The organism is Mycobacterium mantenii (genome assembly GCF_001667865.1).
In the GTDB taxonomy this organism is placed as follows: Bacteria; Actinomycetota; Actinomycetes; order Mycobacteriales; family Mycobacteriaceae; genus Mycobacterium; species Mycobacterium mantenii_A.
This window is the reverse complement of record NZ_LZJP01000126.1, coordinates 124,646-149,371: the sequence shown is the minus strand read 5'-3', so window position 1 is coordinate 149,371 and position 24,726 is coordinate 124,646. Positions and strand designations below refer to the sequence as shown.

23 protein-coding genes are annotated in these 24,726 nt (G+C 66.0%); 9 read left to right on the top strand and 14 right to left on the bottom strand.

Going from position 1 to position 24,726, the window contains the following annotated elements:
- Nucleotides 1–3,509, bottom strand: a 3,509-nt coding sequence (locus A5688_RS24480; RefSeq protein ID WP_120312592.1) for a non-ribosomal peptide synthetase, incomplete at its 3' end; no start/stop codon positions are given.
- Nucleotides 3,510–3,818: 309 nt separating this feature from the next.
- Here A5688_RS24480 and A5688_RS24475 point away from each other — a divergent pair.
- On the top strand, nucleotides 3,819–4,112 hold the full coding sequence (locus A5688_RS24475) for a putative quinol monooxygenase (RefSeq protein WP_067832366.1): 294 nt from the start codon (nucleotides 3,819–3,821) through the stop codon (nucleotides 4,110–4,112).
- 5 nt (nucleotides 4,113–4,117) lie between these two features.
- Here A5688_RS24475 and A5688_RS24470 read toward each other — a convergent pair whose 3' ends face one another.
- Nucleotides 4,118–5,107 carry an LLM class F420-dependent oxidoreductase gene (locus tag A5688_RS24470; RefSeq protein WP_067832364.1) on the bottom strand — a complete coding sequence of 330 codons (990 nt, stop codon included), beginning with the start codon at nucleotides 5,105–5,107 and terminating at the stop codon, nucleotides 4,118–4,120.
- A gap of 122 nt (nucleotides 5,108–5,229) precedes the next feature.
- Between A5688_RS24470 and A5688_RS24465 the strand changes: the two genes are divergently transcribed.
- The 3 genes from A5688_RS24465 (at nucleotide 5,230) to A5688_RS24455 (ending at nucleotide 7,998) form a co-directional block, all read left to right on the top strand.
- On the top strand, nucleotides 5,230–6,438 hold the full coding sequence (locus A5688_RS24465) for an FAD-dependent monooxygenase (protein ID WP_067832396.1): 1,209 nt from the start codon (nucleotides 5,230–5,232) through the stop codon (nucleotides 6,436–6,438).
- A gap of 69 nt (nucleotides 6,439–6,507) precedes the next feature.
- Nucleotides 6,508–7,368 (top strand): LLM class F420-dependent oxidoreductase, encoded by an 861-nt coding sequence (locus A5688_RS24460; protein WP_067907508.1) that lies wholly within the window; start codon nucleotides 6,508–6,510, stop codon nucleotides 7,366–7,368.
- Nucleotides 7,369–7,392: 24 nt separating this feature from the next.
- Nucleotides 7,393–7,998 carry a class I SAM-dependent methyltransferase gene (locus A5688_RS24455; RefSeq protein ID WP_067907511.1) on the top strand — a complete coding sequence of 202 codons (606 nt, stop codon included), beginning with the start codon at nucleotides 7,393–7,395 and terminating at the stop codon, nucleotides 7,996–7,998.
- 73 nt (nucleotides 7,999–8,071) lie between these two features.
- On the opposite strand, the gene A5688_RS24450 is transcribed toward A5688_RS24455, so the two are convergent.
- Nucleotides 8,072–10,216, bottom strand: coding sequence for a 3-hydroxyacyl-CoA dehydrogenase NAD-binding domain-containing protein (locus A5688_RS24450; RefSeq protein WP_067832358.1), 2,145 nt, complete (start codon nucleotides 10,214–10,216; stop codon nucleotides 8,072–8,074).
- Between the two features lie 4 nt (nucleotides 10,217–10,220).
- The gene (locus A5688_RS24445) at nucleotides 10,221–11,432 is read right to left on the bottom strand and encodes an acetyl-CoA C-acetyltransferase (RefSeq protein ID WP_067832357.1); all 1,212 of its coding nucleotides are present in this window, start codon (nucleotides 11,430–11,432) and stop codon (nucleotides 10,221–10,223) included.
- A gap of 253 nt (nucleotides 11,433–11,685) precedes the next feature.
- On the opposite strand from A5688_RS24445, the gene A5688_RS24440 reads away from it, so the two are divergent.
- Nucleotides 11,686–12,873 carry a pyridoxal phosphate-dependent aminotransferase gene (locus A5688_RS24440; protein WP_067832355.1) on the top strand — a complete coding sequence of 396 codons (1,188 nt, stop codon included), beginning with the start codon at nucleotides 11,686–11,688 and terminating at the stop codon, nucleotides 12,871–12,873.
- Here the strand turns inward: A5688_RS24440 and A5688_RS24435 are convergent.
- Genes A5688_RS24435 through A5688_RS24420 form a run of 4 tightly spaced genes read right to left on the bottom strand, consistent with a single transcriptional unit; the run spans nucleotide 12,866 to nucleotide 15,471 of the window.
- On the bottom strand, nucleotides 12,866–13,315 hold the full coding sequence (locus A5688_RS24435; protein WP_067832353.1) for an SRPBCC family protein: 450 nt from the start codon (nucleotides 13,313–13,315) through the stop codon (nucleotides 12,866–12,868). The two genes, A5688_RS24440 and A5688_RS24435, sit on opposite strands and share 8 nt — an antisense overlap.
- A gap of 60 nt (nucleotides 13,316–13,375) precedes the next feature.
- A complete protein-coding gene (locus A5688_RS24430; RefSeq protein ID WP_067832352.1) occupies nucleotides 13,376–13,825 on the bottom strand; it encodes an SRPBCC family protein in 450 nt (149 codons plus the stop codon).
- A 58-nt stretch (nucleotides 13,826–13,883) separates the two neighbouring features.
- Nucleotides 13,884–15,023: a CaiB/BaiF CoA transferase family protein gene (locus A5688_RS24425; protein WP_067907517.1), complete on the bottom strand. Its 1,140-nt coding sequence runs from the start codon at nucleotides 15,021–15,023 to the stop codon at nucleotides 13,884–13,886.
- Nucleotides 15,024–15,027: 4 nt separating this feature from the next.
- Nucleotides 15,028–15,471, bottom strand: a complete 444-nt coding sequence (locus tag A5688_RS24420; RefSeq protein WP_067832394.1) for an SRPBCC family protein — start codon at nucleotides 15,469–15,471, stop codon at nucleotides 15,028–15,030.
- 65 nt (nucleotides 15,472–15,536) lie between these two features.
- Between A5688_RS24420 and A5688_RS24415 the strand changes: the two genes are divergently transcribed.
- Complete coding sequence (locus A5688_RS24415) at nucleotides 15,537–17,222, top strand: alpha-keto acid decarboxylase family protein (protein ID WP_067832349.1); 1,686 nt, start codon at nucleotides 15,537–15,539, stop codon at nucleotides 17,220–17,222.
- Between the two features lie 5 nt (nucleotides 17,223–17,227).
- Here A5688_RS24415 and A5688_RS27150 read toward each other — a convergent pair whose 3' ends face one another.
- The 5 genes from A5688_RS27150 to A5688_RS24395 all read right to left on the bottom strand — a co-directional run bounded on the left by A5688_RS27150 (nucleotide 17,228) and on the right by A5688_RS24395 (nucleotide 21,291).
- The gene (locus A5688_RS27150) at nucleotides 17,228–17,413 is read right to left on the bottom strand and encodes a (2Fe-2S)-binding protein (protein WP_082951159.1); all 186 of its coding nucleotides are present in this window, start codon (nucleotides 17,411–17,413) and stop codon (nucleotides 17,228–17,230) included.
- A 10-nt stretch (nucleotides 17,414–17,423) separates the two neighbouring features.
- Nucleotides 17,424–18,050 (bottom strand): fatty-acid--CoA ligase, encoded by a 627-nt coding sequence (locus A5688_RS24410; protein WP_067832347.1) that lies wholly within the window; start codon nucleotides 18,048–18,050, stop codon nucleotides 17,424–17,426.
- Complete coding sequence (locus A5688_RS24405) at nucleotides 18,047–19,450, bottom strand: FadD3 family acyl-CoA ligase (RefSeq protein WP_067907520.1); 1,404 nt, start codon at nucleotides 19,448–19,450, stop codon at nucleotides 18,047–18,049. Before A5688_RS24405 ends, A5688_RS24410 begins: the two co-directional genes overlap by 4 nt.
- Before the next feature lie 143 nt (nucleotides 19,451–19,593).
- Nucleotides 19,594–20,784, bottom strand: a complete 1,191-nt coding sequence (locus A5688_RS24400; RefSeq protein ID WP_067832343.1) for an amidohydrolase family protein — start codon at nucleotides 20,782–20,784, stop codon at nucleotides 19,594–19,596.
- A gap of 87 nt (nucleotides 20,785–20,871) precedes the next feature.
- Nucleotides 20,872–21,291 (bottom strand): lipoprotein LpqH, encoded by a 420-nt coding sequence (locus A5688_RS24395; protein ID WP_067907524.1) that lies wholly within the window; start codon nucleotides 21,289–21,291, stop codon nucleotides 20,872–20,874.
- Nucleotides 21,292–21,398: 107 nt separating this feature from the next.
- Here A5688_RS24395 and A5688_RS24390 point away from each other — a divergent pair, with 107 nt between their 5' ends.
- Both A5688_RS24390 and A5688_RS27145 read left to right on the top strand, forming a co-directional pair.
- Complete coding sequence (locus tag A5688_RS24390; RefSeq protein WP_067907526.1) at nucleotides 21,399–22,154, top strand: enoyl-CoA hydratase/isomerase family protein; 756 nt, start codon at nucleotides 21,399–21,401, stop codon at nucleotides 22,152–22,154.
- A 68-nt stretch (nucleotides 22,155–22,222) separates the two neighbouring features.
- Nucleotides 22,223–22,588, top strand: a complete 366-nt coding sequence (locus tag A5688_RS27145; RefSeq protein ID WP_082951162.1) for a hypothetical protein — start codon at nucleotides 22,223–22,225, stop codon at nucleotides 22,586–22,588.
- Here A5688_RS27145 and A5688_RS24385 read toward each other — a convergent pair.
- A complete protein-coding gene (locus A5688_RS24385; protein WP_067832335.1) occupies nucleotides 22,504–23,223 on the bottom strand; it encodes a TetR/AcrR family transcriptional regulator in 720 nt (239 codons plus the stop codon). The two genes, A5688_RS27145 and A5688_RS24385, sit on opposite strands and share 85 nt — an antisense overlap.
- A gap of 194 nt (nucleotides 23,224–23,417) precedes the next feature.
- Here A5688_RS24385 and A5688_RS24380 point away from each other — a divergent pair, with 194 nt between their 5' ends.
- Entirely contained in the window at nucleotides 23,418–24,713 is a 1,296-nt protein-coding gene (locus tag A5688_RS24380; protein ID WP_067907532.1) for a cytochrome P450, read from the top strand.
- The last annotated feature ends 13 nt before the right edge of the window (nucleotides 24,714–24,726 follow it).

The following is a 24,726-nucleotide window of genomic DNA, read 5'->3' as shown; positions in this document are numbered from 1 at the left end:
GCGATATGGTGCACCACCACCACCAACACGTGCTCATCGTCGGTGACGCGGAATAGCGTTGCCCGCAACGGGATCTCAGCAGCCAGATCAAACGGGTAGCGCACTGCGGAACCAATGCCCTCGTCGAGCTGGCTCGTCGACCAGCCGCTGGCATCGACTGCCTGCCACCCGACATCGGCCCGCTCAACCGGCACCACCACCTGTTGCGGTGTGCCCTCGGGCGCCGGGAACAGCGTGCGCAGACTCTCGTGGCGAGCCACCACATCGGCGAAGGCCGCACCCAACGCGTCGGCGTTCAGGGAACCGTCCAGCCGCAACGCCGCCGACATGTTGTAGACCGGTGACGGCCCTTGGAACTGGTCGAGGAACCACAACCGGTTCTGGGCAAACGACAACGGAACCACCGCCGGCCGCTCCCCCGCCACCAGGGGCTGCCCTCCATCGGTGCCCTCCCCGATCCGCAGCACCAACTGCGCCACCGTCGGCGCCTCGAACACCGCACCAACCGAAAGACCGGCATCCACACCGGCATTGATGGCCGCGATCAGCCGCATCGCCGACAACGAATCCCCACCCAACTCGAAAAACGAGTCGTCGACCCCGACCCGCTCGACCCCCAGCACCTGCGCATAGATCCCAGCCAGGATCTCCTCGACCGCACTGCCCGGAGCCCGATACGCCTCCGCGCTGTACTCCGGTGCCGGCAGGGCGCGGGTATCCAGCTTGCCGTTCACCGTCAACGGCAACGCCTCCAACATCTCCACCGCCGCCGGGACCATATAGGCCGGAAGCCGCTCAGCCAGTTGGGTGCGCACTTTGGCCGGGTCGGCAGTCCCGGTCACATAGGCCACCAGACGCTTGCCGCCGGGGCCGTCCTCGCGGACGACCACCACCGCCTGCTCCACCCCGCCCAACCCGGCCAACACCGCCCGCACCTCGCTCAGCTCGATGCGATAGCCGCGGACCTTGACCTGCTCATCAGCGCGCCCCAGATACTGCAGCTGCCCATCAGAACCCCACCGCACCAAATCCCCCGTGCGATACATCCGCACTCCGGCCCCACCGAACGGACACGCCACAAACCGCGACCCGGTCAACGCGGACCGGCGCCAATACCCGCATCCGACCCGGACGCCGGCCACATACAGTTCCCCGACCACCCCGGCGGGCACCGGCCGCAACCATCCATCCAGCACAAACAACGCCGCGCCCGGCACCGGCGAACCGATCGGCACCACGTCCGTGCCCGGCCTCAACGGCGCACTGATCGCCGCACACACCGTGGTTTCGGTGGGACCGTAAGCGTTGAGCATCACCCGCCCGGGTGCCCAACGGTCGACCAGCTCTGCCGGACATGGCTCGCCGCCAAGCAGCAAAGCCACCGATTCCAGCCCCTGCGACGGCAACATTCCCGCGGCAGAAGGGGTTTGGCTCAACACGCCAACTTGTTCGCGGATCAGTACGTCGTGGAAGTCCTCCGGTGAGGCGGTCACCTCTTCGGGCACCACGACCAGCCGCCCACCAGCTAGCAACGCGCCGAAGATCTCCCACACCGAGAAGTCGAAGGCATAGGAATGGCATTGGGTCCACGCCCGGCCCGGCGCCGAACCGAGGGTCAGAGTCGACACCAGCTGGGTGACGTTGTGGTGCGTGATGGCTACCCCTTTGGGCATGCCGGTCGTGCCCGAGGTGTAGATCAGGTAGGCGATGTCGTCGGGTTGCGGCGGCGGCAAAGCGGTACTGGACTGGGCGTCCACATCCGGGTCGTCGACATCGATGACAGCCAGATCACGCCCGCCCAGCCGGTCGACCAGCCCGGCGGTGGTGATGGCGGCGGCCGGCGCGGCGTCGGTGAGCATGAAATCGATCCGGGCATCGGGCAGGGCGCGGTCGATCGGCAAATACGCCGCCCCGGTCTTCAGTACCGCCAAAATCGCCACGATCGCCTGCGCTGAGCGTTCCAACATCAGCGCCACACACTGCCCTGGCCCCACTCCCCGGCCAATCAGCAAGTGTGCGAACCGGTTAGCAGCCTCCTCCAGCTCCCGATATGTCATGGAACGGCCGTCGAAGGTAACCGCCGTCGCTTCGGGAGCGCGCGCGACCTGGTCGGCGAACAACACCGGAACCGACACCGCGGTCGTCACCGCGCCGGTCAACGCCGCGCGGTTGCCCCACCCATCCAGGCGGGCATGCTCGACCTGGTCCAGCAAATCCATCGATGACAACCGACGCTTGGGGTCGGTGATCAGGGCGACCAATAGCCGCTCCAAGCGCCCCGCTAAATCGCTTACACCACAATCAGGGAATAACTGTCCGGCGCCCTGGGTGGTGAGAAAAAGCCGGTCTTCGTCCCTGAAGAAGGCCAGCCCGAATTGATCGACGATGCCCGAGTGAGTCAGGGTCGCCGTTGTCGCAGCATCGGCGAAATGCGACATGTGGGCTGCCGGAATGAAATTGACGACTACCCGATTCGACAGCTCCCCCGGGATACGCGAACGCCCCGCAGTCTCGACAGTGTGAACCGGGAAACGCTGATGCTGCAGCGCTTCCCGGATTCGCGCGTCGACGTGTGCGCAAAAACCAGCGGCCGTGGATCCCGGCGCAGCTTCGAACACCAGAGGCACCACCCCGGAGATCATTCCGGGCACCGTCTGTACCTCCGGACGTACCCGCCTGCTTACCGGGAAATCCAGCGCTACCTTCGAACCCTCGGTGTGACACCCGTGCACCAGCAGTGCGCACGCCGCCGTAATCACGGACGAGCGGCGCACCCCCAGCGCCCGCGACAACTCCTCAATCCCGGCAACGACGGAAGGGTCTAATTGCACCGGCGCAGAAGACTCACCGGGATCACGCCCATCTGCGACGTGCGCGAACCAGGAACGCGATTCACTCTCCGGCGGAGGGTTTTCCGTCCAATAAGTCTGGTCATCGAGGTAATCGTCGGATGCTTCGTACGCCAACTCGCAATCGATCAGCTCGCTTAGCGAACCAAAAAAGGCAGGCGAAATCTGCGCGCCCGAAGCAATTGCAGAATAGACATCTGTGATCCGATGACAAACGAGTGCAAGGCCGATTCCGTCGACAACTATGTGATGGCAGCACGCGAACAAATAGAATTCGTCAATCTTCGTCTGCAGCAACGCAAATTTAAACAGCGGGCCGCTCAGCGGCATCAGCGTTTGCTGGATCGATGACGCCAGCCGGTAGGCGTCCTGTGCAGGATCCTGCGACCCCGTCAGATCGTGGCAAGCGAGCTCAATGTCTGGGCACTCAACCACCTTTTGGAACACTTGGCCGTCGACCTGGAAGAAGGCGGCGCGAAGTGGTTCGGCCTCGTACACAACTTGACGGATCGCTGACTCGAGCAAACCGCGGTCGATCGTGCCGTCGATTCGCAAAAGCACGCCCAACTGCCACTTGGCACCAAAGCGGCCGGTTGCCTCCGCGAGCCATACATCCAGCTGTCCCCGTGTCAGCGGAAGCATCCGCTCTTCGGGTTTCATCCGAAGCCCCTCCCACCCACACGATTTGGCCTCATATGACGATTGTCTTGATCCACCGTGTATCTATAGCGAATGGCACCTGGCGGAGTTGCACTGTGCGGGCGGCTGTTTGGGGCCGCTCGACTACCGTCGTGCGCCCCCTATCGCGAAAAGGACGCTACCATCGCGATGGCCGTCGGAGCCGACCTTTGTAAGGTTTTAGCGTTACTCGAATTCCCCGGGCCACGCGGCAGTGAGGCACTCTATTGAATCATGTCCAATACCTACACTCGGTGACGCAAGCCGAACCCCCGGATTAAGGAGACGACAATGCCGGTCACGGTACTACTCGAACTGAAGATCAAGCCCGGTGAGGTCGCCGCGGCACGTGAGCTCATGGGCCGGGCGCTGCAGGACACCCGGGCGTTCGACGGCAATGTCCGCACCGACGTGCTTGTCGATGAGGACGACGAAGCGCATTGGATCATCTACGAGTTGTGGGAGACGGTCGAGCAGGACGAGGCCTACCGCGCGTTTCGTGCCGGTGAGGGCAAGCTGACCGAGCTGCCGCCTCTGCTGGCCGCGCCTCCGGTCAAGACTCGGTACGTCACCAGCGACGTCTAGCGCGATCAGCTCAGCGCCGGCATGACCTCTCGTTCGAACATTTCGATACCGGAACGGTCGTAGGCGGCCTCGGGAAAGTAGCAGATCGCGTAGTCGCAGCCGAGGTCGCGGACCTTGGTGAGCCGCTCGATGACCTGTTCGATTGTGCCCGTCGCCGAGTCCGGCCCGCTGGTGCCGGCGATCATTGCATCCGCCGAGGCCTCGCTCACGCAGCCGACCAGGCGGTCGCGGACGCGTCGCAGCCGGTCTTTGACGTCGGCCTCCGACGTGCCCACGATTGCGTTGACATTGACCGAACGCACGATGGCGTCGAAGTCGGTGCCCACGTTGCGGCAGTGTTCGGCCAGCACCTCGGACTTGTGGGCGAACGCCTCCGGCTCAGGGGTGAAGTTGGTGTACTGCGCATACTGGGCGGCGATACGCAGTGTCACCTTCTCGCCACCACCGGCGATCCACAGTGGAATCCCGTTGTCCTGCAGGGGCTTAGGCGCGACAATCGCGCCGTCGACCTGGTAATGCTTGCCGTCGAAACTGACTTTGCCGTCGCGCCAGGCATCGCGCATGATCTGCACGCCCTCGTCCAGCCGGCCCAATCGCACGCCCGCCGAAGGGAATCCGTAACCGTAGGCCCGCCATTCGTGTTCGTACCAGCCGCCCCCGATGCCCATCTGAATGCGGCCACCGGAGATGATGTCAGCGGTCGCGGCGACCTTCGCGAGGTAGACGGGGTTGCGATAGCTCATCGCGGTACACATCTGGCCGAGTTTGATCCGCGACGTGGTGGCCGCATAGGCGGCCATCAGCGACCATGCCTCGTGCGTGGCTTCGGCGGTCGGGACCGGCACGGTGTGGAAATGGTCGTAGACCCACAGCGAGTCCCAGCTGCCCTTGTCCGCGTGGTCAGCCAGGTCGCGCATCACCGCCCAGTGCTTTTCCGGTTCGATGCCGACGAGGTCCATTCGCCAGCCTTGCGGAATGAATAAACCAAAGCGCATAACAAAAGACTTTAGCCCGGCGACGATGCGGCGTTTCCTGACGTCACCCGCCGAGAGCGTGGAGCGCGGCCGCCACCGATTTCCTATGCTTACCGAACGATAAGTAACTGTGGGAGGTGATCATGCGGATACTCATCTCTGGCGCCAGCATCGCCGGCCCGGTCCTGGCGTACTGGCTGGCCCGGTACGGGTTCGACGTCACCGTCGTGGAGCGCGCACCGGCGCTGCGCAAGACCGGCGGCCACGCCGTCGACTTGTTCCGTCCCGCAATGGAAATCTCGGAGAAAATGGGTGTCCTCCCACGCATCGAGGCACTGGCCACGGGAACGGACCGGCTGACGATATGCCGGGAAGGCCGGACCAAGGCCACCCGGATCGACCTCACCAAGATCTACGCCGCCACCTCCGACCGGCACGTGGAAATCATGCGCGACGACCTGAGCGAGATCTACTACGACGCCGCCCGCGACGACGTCGAGTACCTGTTCGGCGACTCGATCACCGCGATCGAGCACGACGGCACCGTGACGTTCGAGCACGGCCCGGCGCGCACGTTCGACGTCATCGTCGGCGCCGACGGGTTGCACTCCAACGTTCGGAGCCTGACGTTCGGCGAGGAGGCCGAGCTCACCCGCTTCCTCGGGGGATACCTGGCGGTGTTGTCGGCACCCAAGACGATGGCGGAGTCCGGCGAGATGGTCACCCACGTCGGTGTCGGCCGGTTGGCCGCGATCTACACCGCCGATCACCTGGACGACGCGCGCGCCGTGTTCATGTTCCGCAGCAAAGAGGAATTGGACTACGACCACCGCGATGCGTTGCGGCAGAAGGAATTACTACGCAGCGCGTTCGCCGGGATGCACGACCAGGTGGACAGCTGGCTGGGCGAACTCGAGCGCACACCCACCTTCTATTTCGACTCGATCACCCAACTGCGCACCGACCGCTGGTCGCGCCGTCGGGTCACCCTGGTCGGGGACGCCGGATACTGCCCGGGTCCCGCGGTGGGCGGCAGCACCAGCCTCGCGGTCCTCGGCGCCTATGTCCTGGCCGGAGAACTCGCCGAGGCCGACGGCGATCACCTGCGCGCCTTCGCCGCCTATGAACTACAGATGCACGAACCGGTGCATCGCAGCCGGACGTTCGCCCGCGGCGCCGCCAAGGGCATCATCCCCGGTTCACGAATTGGATTGTGGGCGTTAACCCATGGCGCTCAACTGGTCTCGGCGATGCCGGGGTCGCTGTCCCGATCGTTGGCGAAGCTCAATACCAAGGGCGTCCGGATGCACGATTCGATGCCGGTGCCCGAATACACCGGAAGCGACGTCTGACAGCATGTCCTGTAGAGCCGCGGCCCCGAGTAGCCGCGGCCGGCGCGCGCCACGAAGGGAAGGCTGCATATGGAACTGACCGGCGTTGGAATCTGGAGCAGTCAGCTGCGTTACGGCGACCCCGCCGAATCCGCCGAGGCTGCAGCCGAACTCGACGAACTGGGCTTTCCGGCGCTGTGGATACCCGATGTCGGCGGGCCCGTGTTCGACGCGGTGGGTCATCTGCTCGGCGCGACCAAGCGGACCGTGATCGCCACGGGAATCCTTAATCTGTGGATGCATTCGCCCGCCGATACCGCCGAATCCTACGCGACTCTGACCGCCGAGCACGGTGACCGCTTCCTGCTGGGAATCGGCGTCAGCCACGCGCCGCTGATCGATGCCGGCCAACCCGGGCGATACCGCAAGCCGCTGGCGGCTACGGCGTCGTTCCTGGACGGGTTGGACGCCGCGCCGCGGCCGGTCCCCACCGAGCGCCGGGTGCTCGCCGCGCTCGGCCCGAAGATGTTGACGCTGTCGGCTACCCGCGCCGGAGGCGCCCACCCGTACCTCGTCACGCCCGAGCACACCGCTTCTGCCCGTGCGACTTTGGGTCGGGGCCCATTGCTGCTTCCCGAACAGACGGTGATCCTGACCGACAGCGCCGACGAGGCCCGCCAGATCGGAACCGATTGGCTGCGGGCGTATCTGGCCCTACCCAACTACGCCAACAACCTGCTGCGCAGCGGGTTCTCCGAAGACGACCTGTCGCAGGTGAGCGATCGGCTCTTCAACGCGATCATCGCGTGGGGCGATGAAGACGCCATCATGCGCCGCGTCGCCGAGCATCGTTCCGCGGGCGCCGACCACGTCTGCGTCCAAGTGCTGCTGGCCGATCCCCGGGCATTTCCGCGGGAGGAATGGCGCCGCATCGCGGCCGCCTCCCGATAGGGACCCCAGGGCCTAGGGTGAGCTATGGCTTCCAAACAGACGCTGTTCCGGATCTTTTACCGCATCGGTTTCACCCCGTGGGATGGTCATCCGCTCGCGCAGAGCGTACGGGATCTGGTCGAGGGAACCCCCGACGCGGCCGCGCTGCCCGCCGGGGCGGCCCTGGAGGTCGGCTGCGGTACCGGCGACTGCTCCATTTATCTCGCCCAACACGGATGGCAGGTCACCGCGGTCGACTTTGTGGCCAAACCCCTTGAGCGGGCAAGGGCCAAGGCCGGCGCGGCCGGCGCCGCGGTCGATTTCGTCCAGGCCGACGTCACGCAGCTGAGTCGGGCCGGCATCGGCGCGGACTTCGGGTTGATCGTCGACAACGGGTGCCTGCACAACATGAGCGACGCGGATCGCGACGCCTACGTGCGCGAAATCAGCGCCCTGGCGGCACCCGAGGCGCGGCTGCTGATCGTCGCATTAGTGCCGGGCGGTCGGGTCGGGGTGCGCGGCGTCGACCGCGCCGAGATGGAACGACGATTCACGCAGAGCTGGACGCTGTTGTCGGCGGGCGCGGAACGCGAGCTGGACCGCGCCGAGAAGACGCCGGCGTGGTACTACCTGTTCCAAAGGCGCCGTTAGCCTTTCGCGACAACCGCACGAAGAAGCCCCCGAAACCTCGTTGTTCCGGGGGCTTCCGCGCTCGTGCGTGTACTTAGCTCAGCGACGCCGGCGGCAGGAAGCGGTCGCCGTACTTGGCGGCCAATTCCTTGGCGCGGGCCACGAAGGCTTCCTTGCCGATACCGCCCGCACCCTGGTAGCCGACGATGAACTGCGCGCTACCACCGGTGTACGGCGGGAAGCCGATGCCCATGATCGACCCGATGTTAGCGTCGGCGGTCGACGTCAGCACGCCCTCGTCCAGGCACTTCTGCGTCTCGAGCGCCTCGGCGAACAGCATGCGATCGATCATGTCCTGCAACGGAATCTGCGCGCTACCGGACTTGAACGTCTCGCGCAGGCCCGGCCACAAGCGGGTCCGCTTGCCGTCCTCGTACTCGTAGAAGCCCGCGCCCTTGAGCCGCGAGGGACGACCGATCTCGATCATCTTCTCGACGACGGCCTCGGCCGGGTGCGGCTCGTAGGTGCCGCCCGCGTCCTCGACGCCCTTGCGGGTGGCGGTGGCGATCTTATGCATCAGCTCCAGATTGAGCTCGTCGGACAGCTGCAGCGGCGGTGCCGGGTAGCCGGCCTGCGAGCCGGCGTGCTCGACGCTTGCCGGCTCCACACCCTCGCCCAGCATCGCCAGCGCCTCGTTGACGAACGTGCCGATGACACGGCTGGTGAAGAAGCCGCGGCTGTCGTTGACGACGATCGGGGTCTTGCCGATGGCCAGCGTGTAGTCGAACACCCGGGCCAGCGCCTCGTCAGAAGTCTTCTCGCCCTTGATGATTTCGACCAGCGGCATCTTGTCGACCGGAGAGAAGAAGTGGATCCCGATGAAGTCCTCCTGGCGCTTGACGCCGGTCGCCAGACCGGTGATCGGCAGCGTCGAGGTGTTCGAGCCCAGCAACGCGTTGGGCTCGACGATGTCCTCGATCTCCTGGAAGACCTTGTGCTTGAGTTCCTGGTTCTCGAACACGGCCTCGATCACGAAGTCAACGCCTTTGAAGGCCTCGGGGTCGGCGGCCGGGGTGATGCGGTCCAGCAGCGCCTTGCTCTTCTCCTCGGTGGTCTTGCCACGCTGAAGCGCCTTGGCCTCAAGCTTTTCCGAGTAGCCCTTGCCCTTCTCGGCGGCCTCGAGGCTGACGTCCTTGAGCACCACGTCGAAGCCGGCCTTGGCCGAGACGTAGGCGATGCCCGCACCCATCATGCCCGCGCCCAGCACACCGATCTTGTTGATCTTGACCGGCTCGATGCCGTCGGGCCGCGACCCACCGCCGTTGATGTGCTGCAGGTCCAGGAAGAACGCCTGGATCATGTTCTTGGCGACCTGGCCGGTGACCAGCTTGGTGAAGTAGCGGCTCTCGATGCGGCTGGCGGTGTCGAAGTCCACCTGCGCGCCCTCGACGGCCGCGTCCAGGATGGCCCGCGGCGCCGGCATCGGCGCGCCCTTGAGCTGCTTCTTCAGCAAAGCGGGGAACGACGGCAGGATGCCGGCCAGCGCGGGGCTGGACGGGGTGCCGCCGGGCATCTTGTAACCCTTTTTGTCCCAAGGCTGTTCGTGTGAGTCGGGGTTGGCCTTGATCCACGCCTTGGCGGCGGGCACCAGTTCCTCGACCGAGCCGACGAGCTCGTCGACCAGTCCGATCTCCTTGGCCTTGTCCGGCTTGAAGCGGGTGCCTTGCGACAGGATGTTCATGAACGCGTTCTGGATGCCGAACATCCGCACGGTGCGGGTCACCCCGCCACCACCGGGCAGCAGGCCCAGCGTGACCTCGGGCAGGCCGACGACCAGGCCCTTGACGTCCGCGGCGATGCGGTGGTGACAGGCCAGCGCGATCTCCAGGCCGCCGCCGAGCGCGGCGCCGTTGATGGCGGCCACCACCGGCTTGCCCAGCGTCTCCAGCGCACGCAGGTCGCGCTTGACCGACTCCACGGTGTCGAACGCCTCACCGGCGTTCTCCGGGCCGAGGTTGATCATGCCCTTCAGGTCACCGCCGGCGAAGAAGGTCTTCTTCGCACTGGTGATGACCACACCGGTGATCGAATCCTTCTCGGCGGCAAGGCGTTCCACCGCGTTGTGCATGGACTCGCTGTAGTGCTCGTTCATCACGTTGGCCGACCCGGTGGGGTCGTCCAGGGTCAGCGTGACGATGCCGTCGGCATCCTTGTCCCACTGAATGGTGTTCTCTGCCATGGTCTTAAACCCTCTCAATGATGGTGGCGACACCCATGCCGCCGCCGATGCACAGCGTGATCAGGGCGCGACGCGCGTTGCGGCGCTCGAGCTCGTCGACCATGGTGCCGGTGATCATGGCGCCGGTGGCGCCCAGCGGGTGGCCCATCGCGATGGCGCCGCCGTTGACGTTGAGCTTCTCGTCCGGGATGTTGAGGTCCTTCTGGAACTTCAGCACCACCGACGCGAACGCCTCGTTGAGCTCGAACAGATCGATGTCGTCGACCGTCAGGCCCGCACGGTCGAGCACCTTCTGCGTGGCCGGGGTCGGGCCGGTCAGCATGATGACCGGGTCCGAGCCGCTGGTGGCGGTGGCCACGATGCGGGCCCGCGGGGTCAGCCCCTGCGACTTGCCCGCGGCTTCCGAACCGACCAGGACCAGCGCGGCGCCGTCGACGATGCCGGAGCTGTTGCCGCCGGTGTGGACGTGGTTGATCTTCTCCACGTAGTGGTACTTGGTCAGCGCCACGTCGTCGAAGCCGCCCATCTCACCGATGCCGTCGAACGCAGTCTTCAGCTTGCCCAGGCCCTCCAGGGTGGTGTCGGGTCGCATGTGCTCGTCGTGGTCGAGGATGACCAGACCGTTCTGGTCGCGCACCGGCACGACCGACTTGGCGAAGTAACCGCCCGACCACGCCGCCGCCGCCTTCTCCTGTGAGCGCAGCGCGTAGCGGTCGACGTCCTCGCGGGAGAAGCCCTCGATGGTGGCGATCAGGTCGGCGCCGATGCCCTGGGGCACGAAGCCGATCTGGTAGTTGGTCTCGGGATCGGTTGCCCAGGCGCCGCCGTCGGAGCCCATCGGGACGCGGCTCATCGACTCGACACCGCCGGCGAGCACCAGGTCGTCCCAGCCGGACCGCACCTTCTGGGCGGCGGTGTTGACGGCCTCGAGGCCGGACGCGCAGAACCGGTTGAGCTGCACGCCGCCGGTGGTCTCGGGCAGGCCCGCCGCCAGCACCGCGGTGCGGGCGATGTCGCCGCCCTGGTCACCGACCGGGGACACGACGCCCAGGATCATGTCGCTGATCAGGTTCTCGTCGAGGTCGGGGTAGCGTCGGCGGAGCTCGTCGACCAGGCCGACGACCAGGTTGAGCGGCTTGACCTCGTTCAGCGAGCCGTTGCGCTGCTTGCCCCGCGGGGTGCGGATGGCCTCATAGATAAAAGCTTCTTCGGACATGACGACTTCCTGTTCTCCGAATTGGGTTCGAATCCGTCTTCAAGACTAGGTTCCGCACCACCCTAACAGGGGGCCCCGGCCAACCTGTTGGTTGGGCAAGACGGTGCAGGTCCAGGCCCCCCAGTGAGGCACACCACGCGCTCGAACGTCACGCCAGCGTGACTCCGGCGGCCTGGCGCCACGCTGGCGTGACACCCGCGGACGGCCGGTTCCCCCAGTTCGCGGACGCACGCCCCGCCTAAGCTCGTCCACCATGACGGTGTCGCGACTGCGCCCCTACGCGACCACGGTGTTCGCCGAGATGTCGGCACTGGCCGCACGCATCGGAGCGGTGAACCTTGGCCAGGGGTTTCCCGACGAGGACGGGCCCCCGGCCATGCTGAAGGCCGCCCAGGAGGCCATCGCCGACGGCGTCAACCAATACCCGCCGGGCATCGGCATCGCGCCGCTGCGCCACGCGATCGCCGCCCAGCGGCAGCGCCGCTACGGCATCGAGTACAACCCCGACACCGAAGTGCTGGTGACGGTCGGCGCGACCGAGGCCATCGCCGCGGCGGTGCTGGGCCTGGTCGAACCCGGCTCCGAGGTGCTGCTCATCGAGCCGTTCTACGACTCCTACTCGCCGGTGGTGGCGATGGCCTCCGCGCAGCGGGTGGCCGTGCCGCTGGTCCCCCATGGCCGCGGCTTCGCGCTGGACGCCGACGCCCTGCGCCGAGCGCTGACCCCACGAACCCGCGCGCTGATCGTCAACTCGCCGCACAACCCGACCGGAACAGTGCTCAGCGCCGACGAACTGGCCGCCATCGCGGAGGTCGCGGTCGCCGCCGACCTGTTGGTGATCACCGATGAGGTGTACGAGCACCTGGTCTTCGACGGCCGGCAACACGTTCCCCTGGCCGGCTTCGACGGCATGGCCGAGCGGACGATCACGATCTCGAGCGCGGCCAAGATGTTCAACTGCACCGGCTGGAAGATCGGATGGGCTTGTGGCCCAGCACAACTCATTTCCGGGATGCGCGCGGCCAAACAATATCTGACCTATGTCGGCGGCGCGCCGTTCCAGCCGGCGGTGGCCCTAGCGCTGGAGACCGAGGACGCCTGGGTCGCCGGCCTGCGTGCCACCTTGCAGGCCCGGCGCGATCGACTGGCCGCCGGGCTGATCGACGTCGGGTTCGAGGTCCACGACAGCGCCGGCACGTACTTCCTGTGCGCGGATCCGCGTCCGCTGGGCTACGACGACAGCAGCGCGTTCTGCGCGGCGCTGCCGGAAAAGGTTGGAGTGGCCGCGATCCCGATGTCGGCCTTCTGCGACCCGGCCGCGACACACGGTCCCGCCGACGTGTGGAATCACCTGGTGCGCTTCACCTTCTGTAAACGCGATGACACCCTCGACGAGGCGATCAGGCGACTGGCCGCCCTGCGTGACCGGTCGACTACGTAGAAGGCTCGAAGCCCTCCATCACGCGCTTACGCAGTCCCTCCAGCGCGGCATCGAGGATCTTCTTGCGGGCCCGGCTGACCCAGAACTCGGGCAGCGGCGCCCACGGTTCGACGGTGATGGCGAACCGCACCCTGGTCTTGTCGTAGCCCTCCCTGGTCAGCGTGTACTCGCCGTGCTGGCCACGTTGCTGAGCAGTCTTCTGGGCGTCCCACACCATCCAGTCCGGCCCCCAGTGGTATTCGAGCAGTTCCGTGTCGTGGATGCCGGTCACCGCGATGGTGACCTTCACGTGGTGCGGTCGCCCGTCGGGGTGCTTGTCGACGACTTCGACCCGCTTATGCACCGACGACCATGAGGGCACGGCGTCCATGTCGGCCAGCGCCTCCATGATCAACTCCGGAGGCGCGTCAAGGACGATTTCCGACGATGCTTGAACGGCCACTGCTAATAAGTTAACAACAGCGACGCCGCCGGCGGAGGCGAAAACCGCGGACGATTCCGGCTATTCGGACTCGGCCGAACCGCGGTTCACCAAGTCGCACAATCCTTTGACCGCCGCGTCGAGAACGCTTTCGCTGGCCCGCCGCACGATGAAGGCGGGCATGGGCCGGCCGGGTTCGACGGTGATGTCGAATCGCACCCGGGTCTGGTCGACCCCTTCGGGTTTGAGCGTGTACTCGACGTGCTGCCCGTGCTGCTGGGAGGTTCCCTTGGCGTCGTAGACAACCCAATCGGGGCCCCAGTGATATTCCAGGACCTCTTTGTCCACCAGCCCGAGAATCTTGATGGTGGTCTTGACGTGGTGGGGCCGGCCGTCCGGATACCGGTCGATGACTTCGATGTTTTTGTGCAGCGGCGACCAGGACGACAGGACGCCGACGTCTGTCAGCGCCTCCATGACCACTTCTGGCGGCGCGTTGACGACAAATTCCCGTGATGCTTTTACGGCCACTGAGGATCAACTTAGCAACGCCGACCTCGAAACGGACTGATTCGGCGTAAACAGTTTCCTACCAGTTGATTTCGCTGAGCGGCGTGGTCGCCGCAGGCGGCCCTCCGACCGGTCCGGCCGGGGTCCGCGAAAAGCGCGGGGCGGGCGCGGCCTGGTCGGCCCCGTGTGCGGTGATCACCGTGGACCGCGCCCGCAAGTGCTCGTCGGCGGCGGCCTCGCTCCACGTCAGCACCGGGGTGACACACGCATCGGCGCCGGCGAACGTCTGCGCCCATTCGTCGCGCGCCCGGCTGGCGAACCGTCGGGTGAAGACCTCGCGCATCCGGGGGTAAGAGGCTCTGTCGTGTTGGGCGGGCACGTCGTCGGGTGAGAGACCAAGCCCATTGAGCAAGGCCGCGAAGAATTGTGGCTCGATGGCACCGACGGCGACATATTTACCGTCGGCGGTCTCGTAGCAGCCGTAGAACGGGGCGCCGCCGTCGAGCAGAAACGATTCGCGCCGGTCGCGCAGTGCGCCAGTGGACTTCATGGTCCACATCATCTGGGCCAGCAGGCTGACCCCGTCGACCATTGCCGCGTCGATGACCTGCCCCTGGCCCGAACTTTCCCGTTCGTAGAGGGCGACCGCGATGCCGATCACCACCAGCATGGAGCCGCCACCGAAGTCGGCGACCAGGTTCAGCGGCGGCGTCGGTGGCCGGTCGGCGTAGCCCAGCGCCGACAGCGCACCGGTCTGCGCCAGGTAGTTGATGTCGTGACCGGCGGTCGGCGCCAGCGGCCCGTCCTGTCCCCAGCCGGTCATCCGCGCGTAGATCAGCCGCGGGTTGACCGCCGCGCAGTCGTCCGGCCCGATGCCGAGTCGCTCGCAGGTGCCGGGCCGAAAGCAGTCCAGCAGCACGTCGGCCTTGGCGGCCAGGCCGAGCAGCGTCTGAGGCTGCGCCTTGACGTCCAGGTCGACGATCCGCTTGCCGCGGTGCAGCAGGTCGCGGTCCTCGGCCGGCATGCTCACGCCTGTTTGGTGGCGACCCGCTTCGCCCGGCTTCGCCGCGCTTGCGATCGCTACGAGCCCGCCCGCTGGCCGGCGCACCCGCACCACGTCTGCACCCAGATCGGCGAGCAGCATTCCGGCGTGCGGCCCCGGCCCGATGCCGCCGAGTTCGATGACCCTCACCCCGGCCAGCGGCCCGCCACCGCTCACCTGGCTACTTGCCCTTCTTCACCTTGAGCACCCGGTCGCGCAGCGCCTTGGTCGCCGAATCGATCGTTCCCTTGACGGCACGCTTGAGCACGAAGCCGGGCAGCGGCACGTTCGGGTCCGCGAGAAGCTCGAACTTGACCAGGGTCCCGTCACCCTGCGGTATCAGCGTGTACTTCCCGTCCTGCGCCTTCTGCTGCGAGGAGCTGACCAGCTTCCAGCTCACAAAGTCGTCGCCCCACGTGTAGGCGACCACCTGTTCATCGGTGATCCCGGCGACCTTCACCTTCATCCTCACTTGGCGGGGACGCCCGTCGTCGCCGGTGTCGAGGACCTCCGCACTCTGGTGCGGCTCCGACCATTCGGGCATCGCTTCGAAGTCGGCGATGACGTCCAGAATCTCCTCCGGACTGGCTTCGATGACGATGTCGCGGGATTCTTTGAGTGCCATGGCCCGCACGATACTGGCACGGCGTCTCACCCGGAACGGATTCGACCGAGCGTACCGTCGTGCCTGTGACTGATGCCGCGACCGAGCCCGCATACACCGTCGGTGACTACCTGTTGGACCGTCTCGCCGAGCTCGGCGTTTCGGAGATCTTCGGCGTTCCCGGTGATTACAACCTGGAATTCCTCGACCACGTCATCGCCCACCCCAGCATTCGCTGGGTCGGCAACGCCAACGAGCTCAACGCGGGATACGCGGCCGACGGGTATGGGCGGCTGCGCGGAATGTCGGCCTTGGTAACGACATTCGGCGTCGGTGAGCTCTCCGCGGCCAACGCGATCGCGGGCAGTTATGCCGAGCAGGTTCCCGTCGTGCACATCGTGGGCGGCCCGTCCAAGGATGCCCAGGGCACCCGCCGGGCGCTGCACCATTCGCTCGGCGACGGCGACTTCGAGCACTTCTTCCGGGTCAGCCGCGAAATCACTTGCGCCCAAGCCAATTTGATGCCCGCGACGGCCCGCCGCGAGATCGATCGGGTGCTGTCCGAGGTGCGCGAGCAGAAGCGTCCCGGATACATCCTGCTGTCCACCGACGTGGCGCGCTTCCCCACCGAGCCGCCGCAGTCGCCGTTGCCCCGCTACACCGGCGGCACCAGTCCGCGCGCGCTGGCGATGTTCGTCGAGGCCGCGACCGAACTCATCGGCGACCATCAGCTCACCGTGCTCGCCGACTTGCTGGTGCACCGGCTGCAGGCGATCAAGGAACTCGAGGCGCTGCTGGCGGCCGACGTGGTGCCGCACGCCACGTTGATGTGGGGAAAGAGCCTGCTCGACGAGAGTTCGCCGAACTACCTGGGCATCTACGCGGGGTCCGCCAGCGCGCCGGCGGTGCGCGCCGCGATCGAAGGGGCGCCCGTGTTGGTCACCGCCGGCGTGGTGTTCACCGACATGGTCAGCGGCTTCTTCAGCCAGCGGATCGACCCGGCCCGGACCATCGACGTCGGCCAGTATCAGAGCAGTGTGGCCGGAGAAGTGTTCGCGCCGTTGGAGATGGGCGCCGCGCTGGAATCGCTGGCCACGATCCTCGTCCGCCGCGGCATCTCTTCGCCTGCGGTGGTGTCGCCGCCGGCCGAGCCACTGCCGCCGCCCCCGCCGCGCGACCAACCGCTGACGCAGAAGATGTTGTGGAACCGCCTGTGTGTCGCCCTCACACCGGGCAACGTGGTGCTCGCCGACCAGGGCACCTCCTTCTACGGCATGGCCGACCATCGGCTGCCGCAGGGAGTCACCTTCATCGGTCAACCACTATGGGGCTCAATCGGTTACACGTTGCCCGCCGCGCTCGGGGCGGCGGTGGCGCATCCGGAGCGCAGGACCGTGTTGCTCATCGGGGACGGCGCCGCGCAATTGACCGTCCAAGAGCTCGGCACCTTTTCGCGCGAGGGCCTCTCCCCCGTCATCGTGGTGGTGAACAACGACGGCTACACCGTCGAACGGGCGATTCACGGCGCGACCGCGCCGTACAACGACATCGTCAATTGGAAGTGGACGGACGTGCCGCACGCGCTGGGCGTCACCGACCACCTGGCGTTCCGGGTCCAGACCTACGGCGAGCTCGACGACGCCCTGACCGCCGCCGCGGAGCACCAGGACCGCATGGTGTTCGTCGAGGTGATGTTGCCACGGCTCGAAATCCCCAACCTGCTCGTCGAACTCGTCCGGCCGACGTCACCGGACGGCAGCCCGCGGCGCTGAGGGATCTAGCGCGAGTTCGGGTTCCGATCCGGGGTCGACGATCGCAGTATGGCCTGCACGGTCCGCCGGCAGCGACCGCAGTCGGCGCCCGCTCCGCAGGCCTGGGCGACTTCCTTCGTCGTCGACGCCCCGCACGAAACCGCCTCGGTCACGGCGTGACTGGTGACCCCGTTACACAGGCACACGTACAACGGCGAATCCTCAGTCCGCCTCGATGCGCATCATGTCGAAGAATCGGCCGACGAACACGGGCGGGTAGGCGCCGATGCCCGCCCCCGACATCCACTGCGCCGCGGCATCGGGGTGGTCGATCCAGCGCCGCGCGCTTTCCTCGTCGGGCAACTCCTGCAGGATCAGTACTTCGTGGTCGTCGTCGAAAGCCTGGAATACCCACGTCTTTCGGATGCCGGCCGTGGTGAATCTGTCGATCGCCGTGCTGACTTCGGAGGTCAGCAGGGAGACGTCGTTGACGGACGCGATGGTGGCCACCACGACGCCGGGCGCCGCTGGGTCTTGCTGCGGCTGCGCGATGAACCTGTCGACGATCTCGCCGGCGAAGACCGCGGGGATGTCGTCGACGCCGGCCTCGTCGAACCAGTCGAAGAAGACCCGGGAGCGCAGCAGCTCCACGATGGGCTCACGACTGTGGACGCCGATCATCACCAGCACGCGGCCGTGGTCGTGGGTTGAGGTGTAGACCAGCACGTGGTGCGCGCCGATATCGGCCAGGGCGGCTTTATTGCGTTCCAGCAGCGGCCACACCCGGGTCGGGTCCGGGACACGGTAGTCGGACGCGATCACCATCGAATGGATGTCGCCGTTGTTCATCGAAGTTGGTCCTTCATCACTTTCCCGGTCGCGTTGAGTGGGAGTGAATCAAGGAACTCTACCGTGCGCGGCACTTTGAATCCGGCCATGCGGTCACGGCACCAGTCGATCAATTCGTCGGCGGCGACGTCACCTTTGCGGACCACAAACGCTTTGCCCACTTGGCCCATCCGTTCATCGGGGACGCCGATGACGGCCGCCTGGGCGACGGCCGGGTGTTTGAGCAGGAAGCCTTCGATCTCGGCCGGGTAGGCGTTGAATCCGCCGACGATGAACATGTCCTTTTTCCGGCCGACGATGCGCAGCCGCCCGGTCTCGGTGAAGTCCCCCAGGTCTCCGGTGTGCAGCCAGCCTTCCCCGTCGATCGCTTGGGCGGTGGCCTCCGGTTCGTCGAGATACCCCTTCATGACTCCGTAGCCGCGGACCAGCACCTCGCCGTCGTCGGCGATGCGCACCTCGACCCCGTCGCAGGGCACACCCGCCGTGGTGGCGACGTCCTGCGGGGAATCGCCGGGCAGGGACAGGGTGACGTTGCCGGCCTCGGTCAGCCCGTAACCCGTCATCAGCGTCTGGAACGGCAGTTCGTCACGGATGCGGCGCACAAGTTCGACGGGAATGTCGGCGGCGCCGGTCACCCCCGCACGCAAGGACGACAGCTTGGACTTGTCGTTGACCATCAGCAGCGAATGGTACAGCGTCGGCGGGCCGGGAAGCATCGTAATGCGTTCGCGTTCAATGAGATCCACCACGGTGTCGACGTCGAACACCGCGACGGGCAGCATCGTCGCCCCGCGCAGGAAGGAGGTGACCAGACCCGCCTTCAGGCCGAACGTGTGGAAATACGGGTTGATCTGCAAGTAGCGGTCGCCCTCGCGCAGGTCCGCGAGCGTCGCCCACTCCTCGTACATGCGCAGCGTTTGGCCGTGGCTGAGCATCGCGCCCTTGGGGCGCCCGGTCGTGCCCGAGGTGAAGATGATGTCCGAGGTGTCGGTGCCGCTCACCGTCCGCTCGAATGGTGAACCGCTGGAAAGGAAGTCGGACTTCAGATCGATGACCGGCACCCCGGCGGGCGCGGTGTAGTCCTGGTTTAGGAACCCCTTTTGCACCAGGACGGCCTTGACGCCGCTGCGGGCGATGATGTCGCCCGCTTCTTCGGTCTTGAACCGCGTATTGACCGGGACGAGCACACCGCCCGCAGTGAGCAAGCCGAACGCCGCGATAATCCACTCGGCCGAATTGGGCGCCCAGATGGCGACGCGGTCACCCTTGTCGATGCCCAATTCGGCGAAGGAGCCTGCGGCGCAACGGATTCGCTCGACGATCTCGGTGAAAGTGAAGCGCAGCGGACCGTCGACGACTGCTTCCGCGTCGCCGAACCGGTCCGCCGCGCTCAAGACCATCTCGGGGATGGTCTGCCAGGTTGGGCTAGATCCGATTGGCCGGCTCCTCCTCATCGCGCTTCGCGCTCTGCATCGTCGCCGACAGTCCGATTGGCCGGCTCCTCCTCATCGCGCTTCGCGCTCTGCATCGTCGCCGACCGGCGTCACACCGTGACGAGTCGACCGAGGTTGCCGCCCATGATCTTCGCCTGGTCCTCAGTGGACAGGTGCGACAGCGCCTCGATGTAATAGGTCGGCTCCGCCAGCCCCTCCGGGTGCGGCCAGTCCGAGCCGTAGAGCACCTGGTCCACACCGACCAGGTTGACCAGATCGTCGATGCCGTCCTCGAAGAACGGGCTGACGTGAATCCGGCTCTTGACCATCTCGACCGGGTCGCTCGGGAACGCCTCCGGGGCCTTGCGGAAGACCTCCGCCAGGCCGTCCAGCAGCGGGGTCATCCACTTCGAACCGGCCTCGACGATCGCGACCTTCAGCTTCGGGTGGCGGTACAGCGCGCCGTGAATCACCCACGAACCCACCGAGTCCTGGATCGGCCGCCACTCGTTGAGGATGCCCATCGCGTTGGTCTGGAAGGGCAGCATCTCCTGGTCGGCGCCGTCCCACTCCGAGGTGTACCGGGAGTAGCCGCTGTCGCTGGAGTGCATGCCGACCAGCACGTCGTGCTCAACGACCCGCTCCCAGAACGGGTCGAACTCGGGCACCGCGAACGACCGCGGACCGCGGAAGCCGGGGACCGGCGCCGGGCGAACCAGGATGGCGCGGGCGCCGCGCTTGACCGCCCACTCCAGCTCCTCGATTGCCTTCTCGACGATCGGCAAGGTGATGACGGGTGTGGTGAAGATGCGGTTCTGGTAGTTGAAGCCCCAGACCTCGTCCAGCCACTCGTTCAGCGCGTGGACCAGGACGTGGATGGCGAGCGGGTCGTCACGCAGCCGCTCCTCCAGGAGGCTGGCCAAGGTCGGGAACATCAGCGTCTTGTCCAGGCCCAGCTCGTTCATCGTCTCCAGGCGTGGGCCGGGCTCGAAGAACGCCGGGATGGCGCGCATCGGCTCACCGAACAGCTCGCGCTTGGTCTTGCCGTCCGGGTTGCCGTACTTGAAGTACTCCTCCCAGGCGCCCGGCCGGGCGACGACCTCAAAGGTCGGGTTGGGAATGTAGTTGCTGATCTGGCCCCGGATGGCGATCTTGGTACGACCGTTGATCTGCACGTACTGGACGTAGTCCTTGTACTCCTTGGGCAGGAACTTGGTCAGCGCCTCCGGCGGCTCGTAGAGGTGGTTATCCGCGTCAAAGATCGGGAACGGGACATCCACCTTGTGGGACAACTGGCCCATGAGATCCTCCTTTGCAATTTGTGAGAATACTATTCTCTACAGGCGCCTAATCGCAACGTGCCCCCACCGATCCCCGATTCGACGAGGTCAGCACTTCACGACGATCTTGAACGTGGCGGTCGCCGGTTCGCCGGATTTGTCCGTCTTCTGGCCTTCGGCGGTGCCGGAGACGGTGAACTTGTCACCCGCGATGCTCATGTCCGCACTGCCGGTACCACCCCGCGCGTACATCCCGCTGAAACCACCCAGGTTCTGGATGTGTACGGACTCGGCGATCGCCGGTTGCGCACTCTCGTTGATGACCACCTTGGCTCCGGAGAAATCGCTGCCGATGTCGATCATCCGGGTCCACTCCACCTGACCGCACTTCACGATGTGGAAATTCCGGTCGATGCCGTTCACGGTGACCGATGCCGTGCTGGCGAGTTGGGTGGGTGGGCGCGACGTGCACGCCGCGGCCACGGCCACGGTCAGGACCGCAACGGCGACCACGCTTCGGTTCCGCATCGAGTCACCTCCATCCTCGCTGACGAAAGTTCTTGGGCCTGCAGCGATGATGTTATTCTCGCGAAAAGAGAATGCCAATATCGGGTTCCTACGAGGAGCGATAACACATGGTGGACCTGGAGATCGACGACGGGCTGGCGGTGGTCACCATCGACCGCCCGCACGCGCGCAACGCCATCGGTCTGGACACCATGGACCAGCTGGAGAAGGCGCTCGATGCTGCGGCGGACGCGCAGGCGCTGGTGATCAAGGGCGCCGGGGACAAAGCCTTCGTCTCCGGGGGTGACCTCAAGGAATTGAGCGCGCTGCGGACCGAGGAGGACGCCGCGGCCATGGCCCGACGGATGCGGTCCATCTGCGATCAGCTGGCAGACTTCCCCGCCCCGGTCATCGCCGCGCTCAACGGCCACGCGTTCGGCGGCGGCGCCGAAGTCGCTGTCGCCGCCGACATCAGGGTGGCCGCCGACGACATCAAGATCGCCTTCAACCAGGTGCAGCTGGAGATCATGCCGGCCTGGGGCGGAGCCGAGCGGCTGGCCGCGCTGGTCGGCAAGAGCCGCGCGCTGCTGTTGGCCGGGTCGGGAAAGAGCCTCACCGCGGCCGACGCCGAACGCATCGGTTTGGTGGACCAGGTCGTGCCCCGCGATGTTTTCGACTCGCCCGACCAGGGATGGCGATCCGTCGCACGGTCGCTGGCGCGCCGGCCGGCGGCCGAGGTAAAGCGCGTAATCCGCGGAGTTTCCCCCGAGGAGGCGATAGCATCCTTCGCACGACTATGGGTAGCTGACCCGCACTGGCAGGCCGCAGAACGGGTCATGAACCGCAACGCCAAACCGCGCGCGGCAGCCGGAGGAGCGTCATGACCAGTATCAGGACCTTGCTGAACGTCGGCTCCATCGTGTCGTTGGCTTCTCTATTGGCGGCGGCCGGCGTGCTGACGGGAAGCGGACGCGCACACGCCGACGACCCGGTCATGCATCACGTCAAGTACACCGTCAGTGCGCAGAATCCGATCTATACGAGCATCTATTACCTGGACCACCAGCCGGACAAATTTTCCGACTACAGCCACAACCCCTACTCGTTCACACCACACGTCGACATCGACCTCGCCCCGGGCAAGCCGTGGAGCTTCGATCTGGATATGTCGGACCCCGATCATTACGCGATGGTCGTGGCGAGCACGGGCACAGAGCCCGGCACGCCGGGACTTCACTGCGATCTGGCGGTGGATGGGGCCGTCGTCGTATCCAAGGACGGCCCCAAGGGCGTGCTCTGCTCGTTGCGGAACTGGTGAACCAGCCAGGTCTCCGGCACACCCTCGATCGGCTGCGGTTCGCCTTCCAGGCGCCGCAGGTAGTTCTCGACCAACTCCAGCGTCTCGGCATGGCCGGCGGACATGCCGATCGCCTGCTCGAGCACCAGAAAGCGCGACAGGCTGCTCATCAGCACCGTCCACACCACCGGGGGGATGTCGATGTCCTGGCCCTCGTCTTGAATCCTGGAGCCGTAACGTTCCAGCGCCGTCGCCACTGCTTGGCGCTGTTCTTCGCGAAAACGTTCTGCGTAATAAGCGATTTCGGCCCGCATGTCTTTGCGGTGATTGGCCAGTGCCATGAATTCCATGGAAATCCGCGTGAAGGCGGGATCGGTGCCGAATCTCCACAGCGCCCACAGCGGCTGTGGCAACTTCAGCATTTGCGCGTGCGCTTCGAGCGCCTCTTCGGCCCGGCGACGGAAGACTTCCAGGAACAGCTCTTCCATGGTGCGGAAGTAGTAATGCACCAGCTGAGGCTTCAGCCCGGCCTTGTTCGCGAGGCGGCGCGACGTGACCGCGGCATAGCCCTCCTCGAGCATCAGCTGCTCGGCTGCATCGAGCAGCAAAACGCGATTTTTCGCGTCCGGTGCCCCGATTCTGCGGGCCGATGTCATGTCATTGCTCCGTACTGTGTGCCATCCCGTGCCGACTACACGGATCGTATCGTGGCGCGGCGTTGCGACCTTGACCCTGACATTACCGCCATGCTAAGCAGGTGCTCAGCACATTTTCGATCTCGTAACCGGGCGGCGGTATCGCGGTGCCGCCGAACAACACCGGTAAACCCAGCCCAGGGAGACGCATTCCGATGAGCACGTACGACTCGATCGACTTCTTCACCGATCCGTCACTGGTCCCAGATCCGCACCCGTACTTCGACTACCTGCGCAGTCAAAACCCGGTGTTGCGCCTTCCGCACTACGGCGTCATCGCGGTCACCGGCTACGACGAAGCCTGCGAGATCTACAAGGACCCGGACACGTTCTCCAACATCGTCGCCCTAGGCGGGCCCTTCCCGCCGCTGCCGTTCACGCCCGAAGGCGACGACATCAGCCCGCAGATCGATGCGCATCGCAGCTCCTTCCCGATGAACGAGCACATGGTCACGATGGATCCGCCGGACCACACCAAGGCCCGGTCGGTGCTCGCCAAGCTGTTGACTCCGAGCCGGCTGAAGCAGAACGAGGAGTTCATGTGGCGCCTCGCCGACCGTCAGCTCGACGAGTTCTTGCAGAACGGCGAGTGTGAGTTCATCGCCGAATACTCAAAGCCGTTCGCCACCTTGGTGATCGCCGACCTGCTCGGCGTCCCGGAAGAAGACCACAAGGAGTTCCGTAAGGTCTTGGGCGCCGACCGACCCGAAGCGCGAGTGGGTGCCCTGGACCACGAGTCCGTCGGCATCAATCCGCTGGAGTGGCTCGACGACAAGTTTTGCAACTACATCGAGGATCGGCGGCGTGACCCACGTGGCGACGTACTGACTTACCTGGCGGAAGCGAAGTATCCGGACGGATCGACGCCCCCGGTGATCGAGGTGGTCCGCTCGGCGACGTTCCTCTTCGCCGCCGGCCAGGAGACCACGGCCAAGTTGCTCAGCGCCGCCCTGCAGGTGCTCGGTGACCGGCCCGACATCCAGCAACAGTTGCGTGAAGACCGCAGTCTCATTCCCGGGTTCATCGAGGAATCGCTGCGCATGGACAGCCCCGTCAAGAGCGACTCGCGGCTGGCCCGCAAGGCAACCACCATTGGCGGTGTCGACATCCCCGCGGGCACCGTGGTGATGATCCTGCCGGGGGCGGCCAACCGCGACCCGCGCCGGTTCGAGAACCCGCACGAGTTCGACCTGCGCCGCAAGAACGTTCGCGAACACATGGCGTTCGCCCGCGGCGTGCACTCCTGCCCCGGCGGCCCGCTCGCCCGCGTCGAGGGCCGTGTCTCGATCGAGCGGATCCTGGACCGGATGCCGCAGATCGAGATCAACGAAGCCCATCACGGGCCTGCCGCCGAGCGTCGCTACACCTATGAGCCGACGTACATCCTGCGCGGCCTGAGCGAACTGCACCTGTCGTTCACCACCGCGGACGCGATCGCGCCGGTGGCATAGGGTTTCTCGCCCG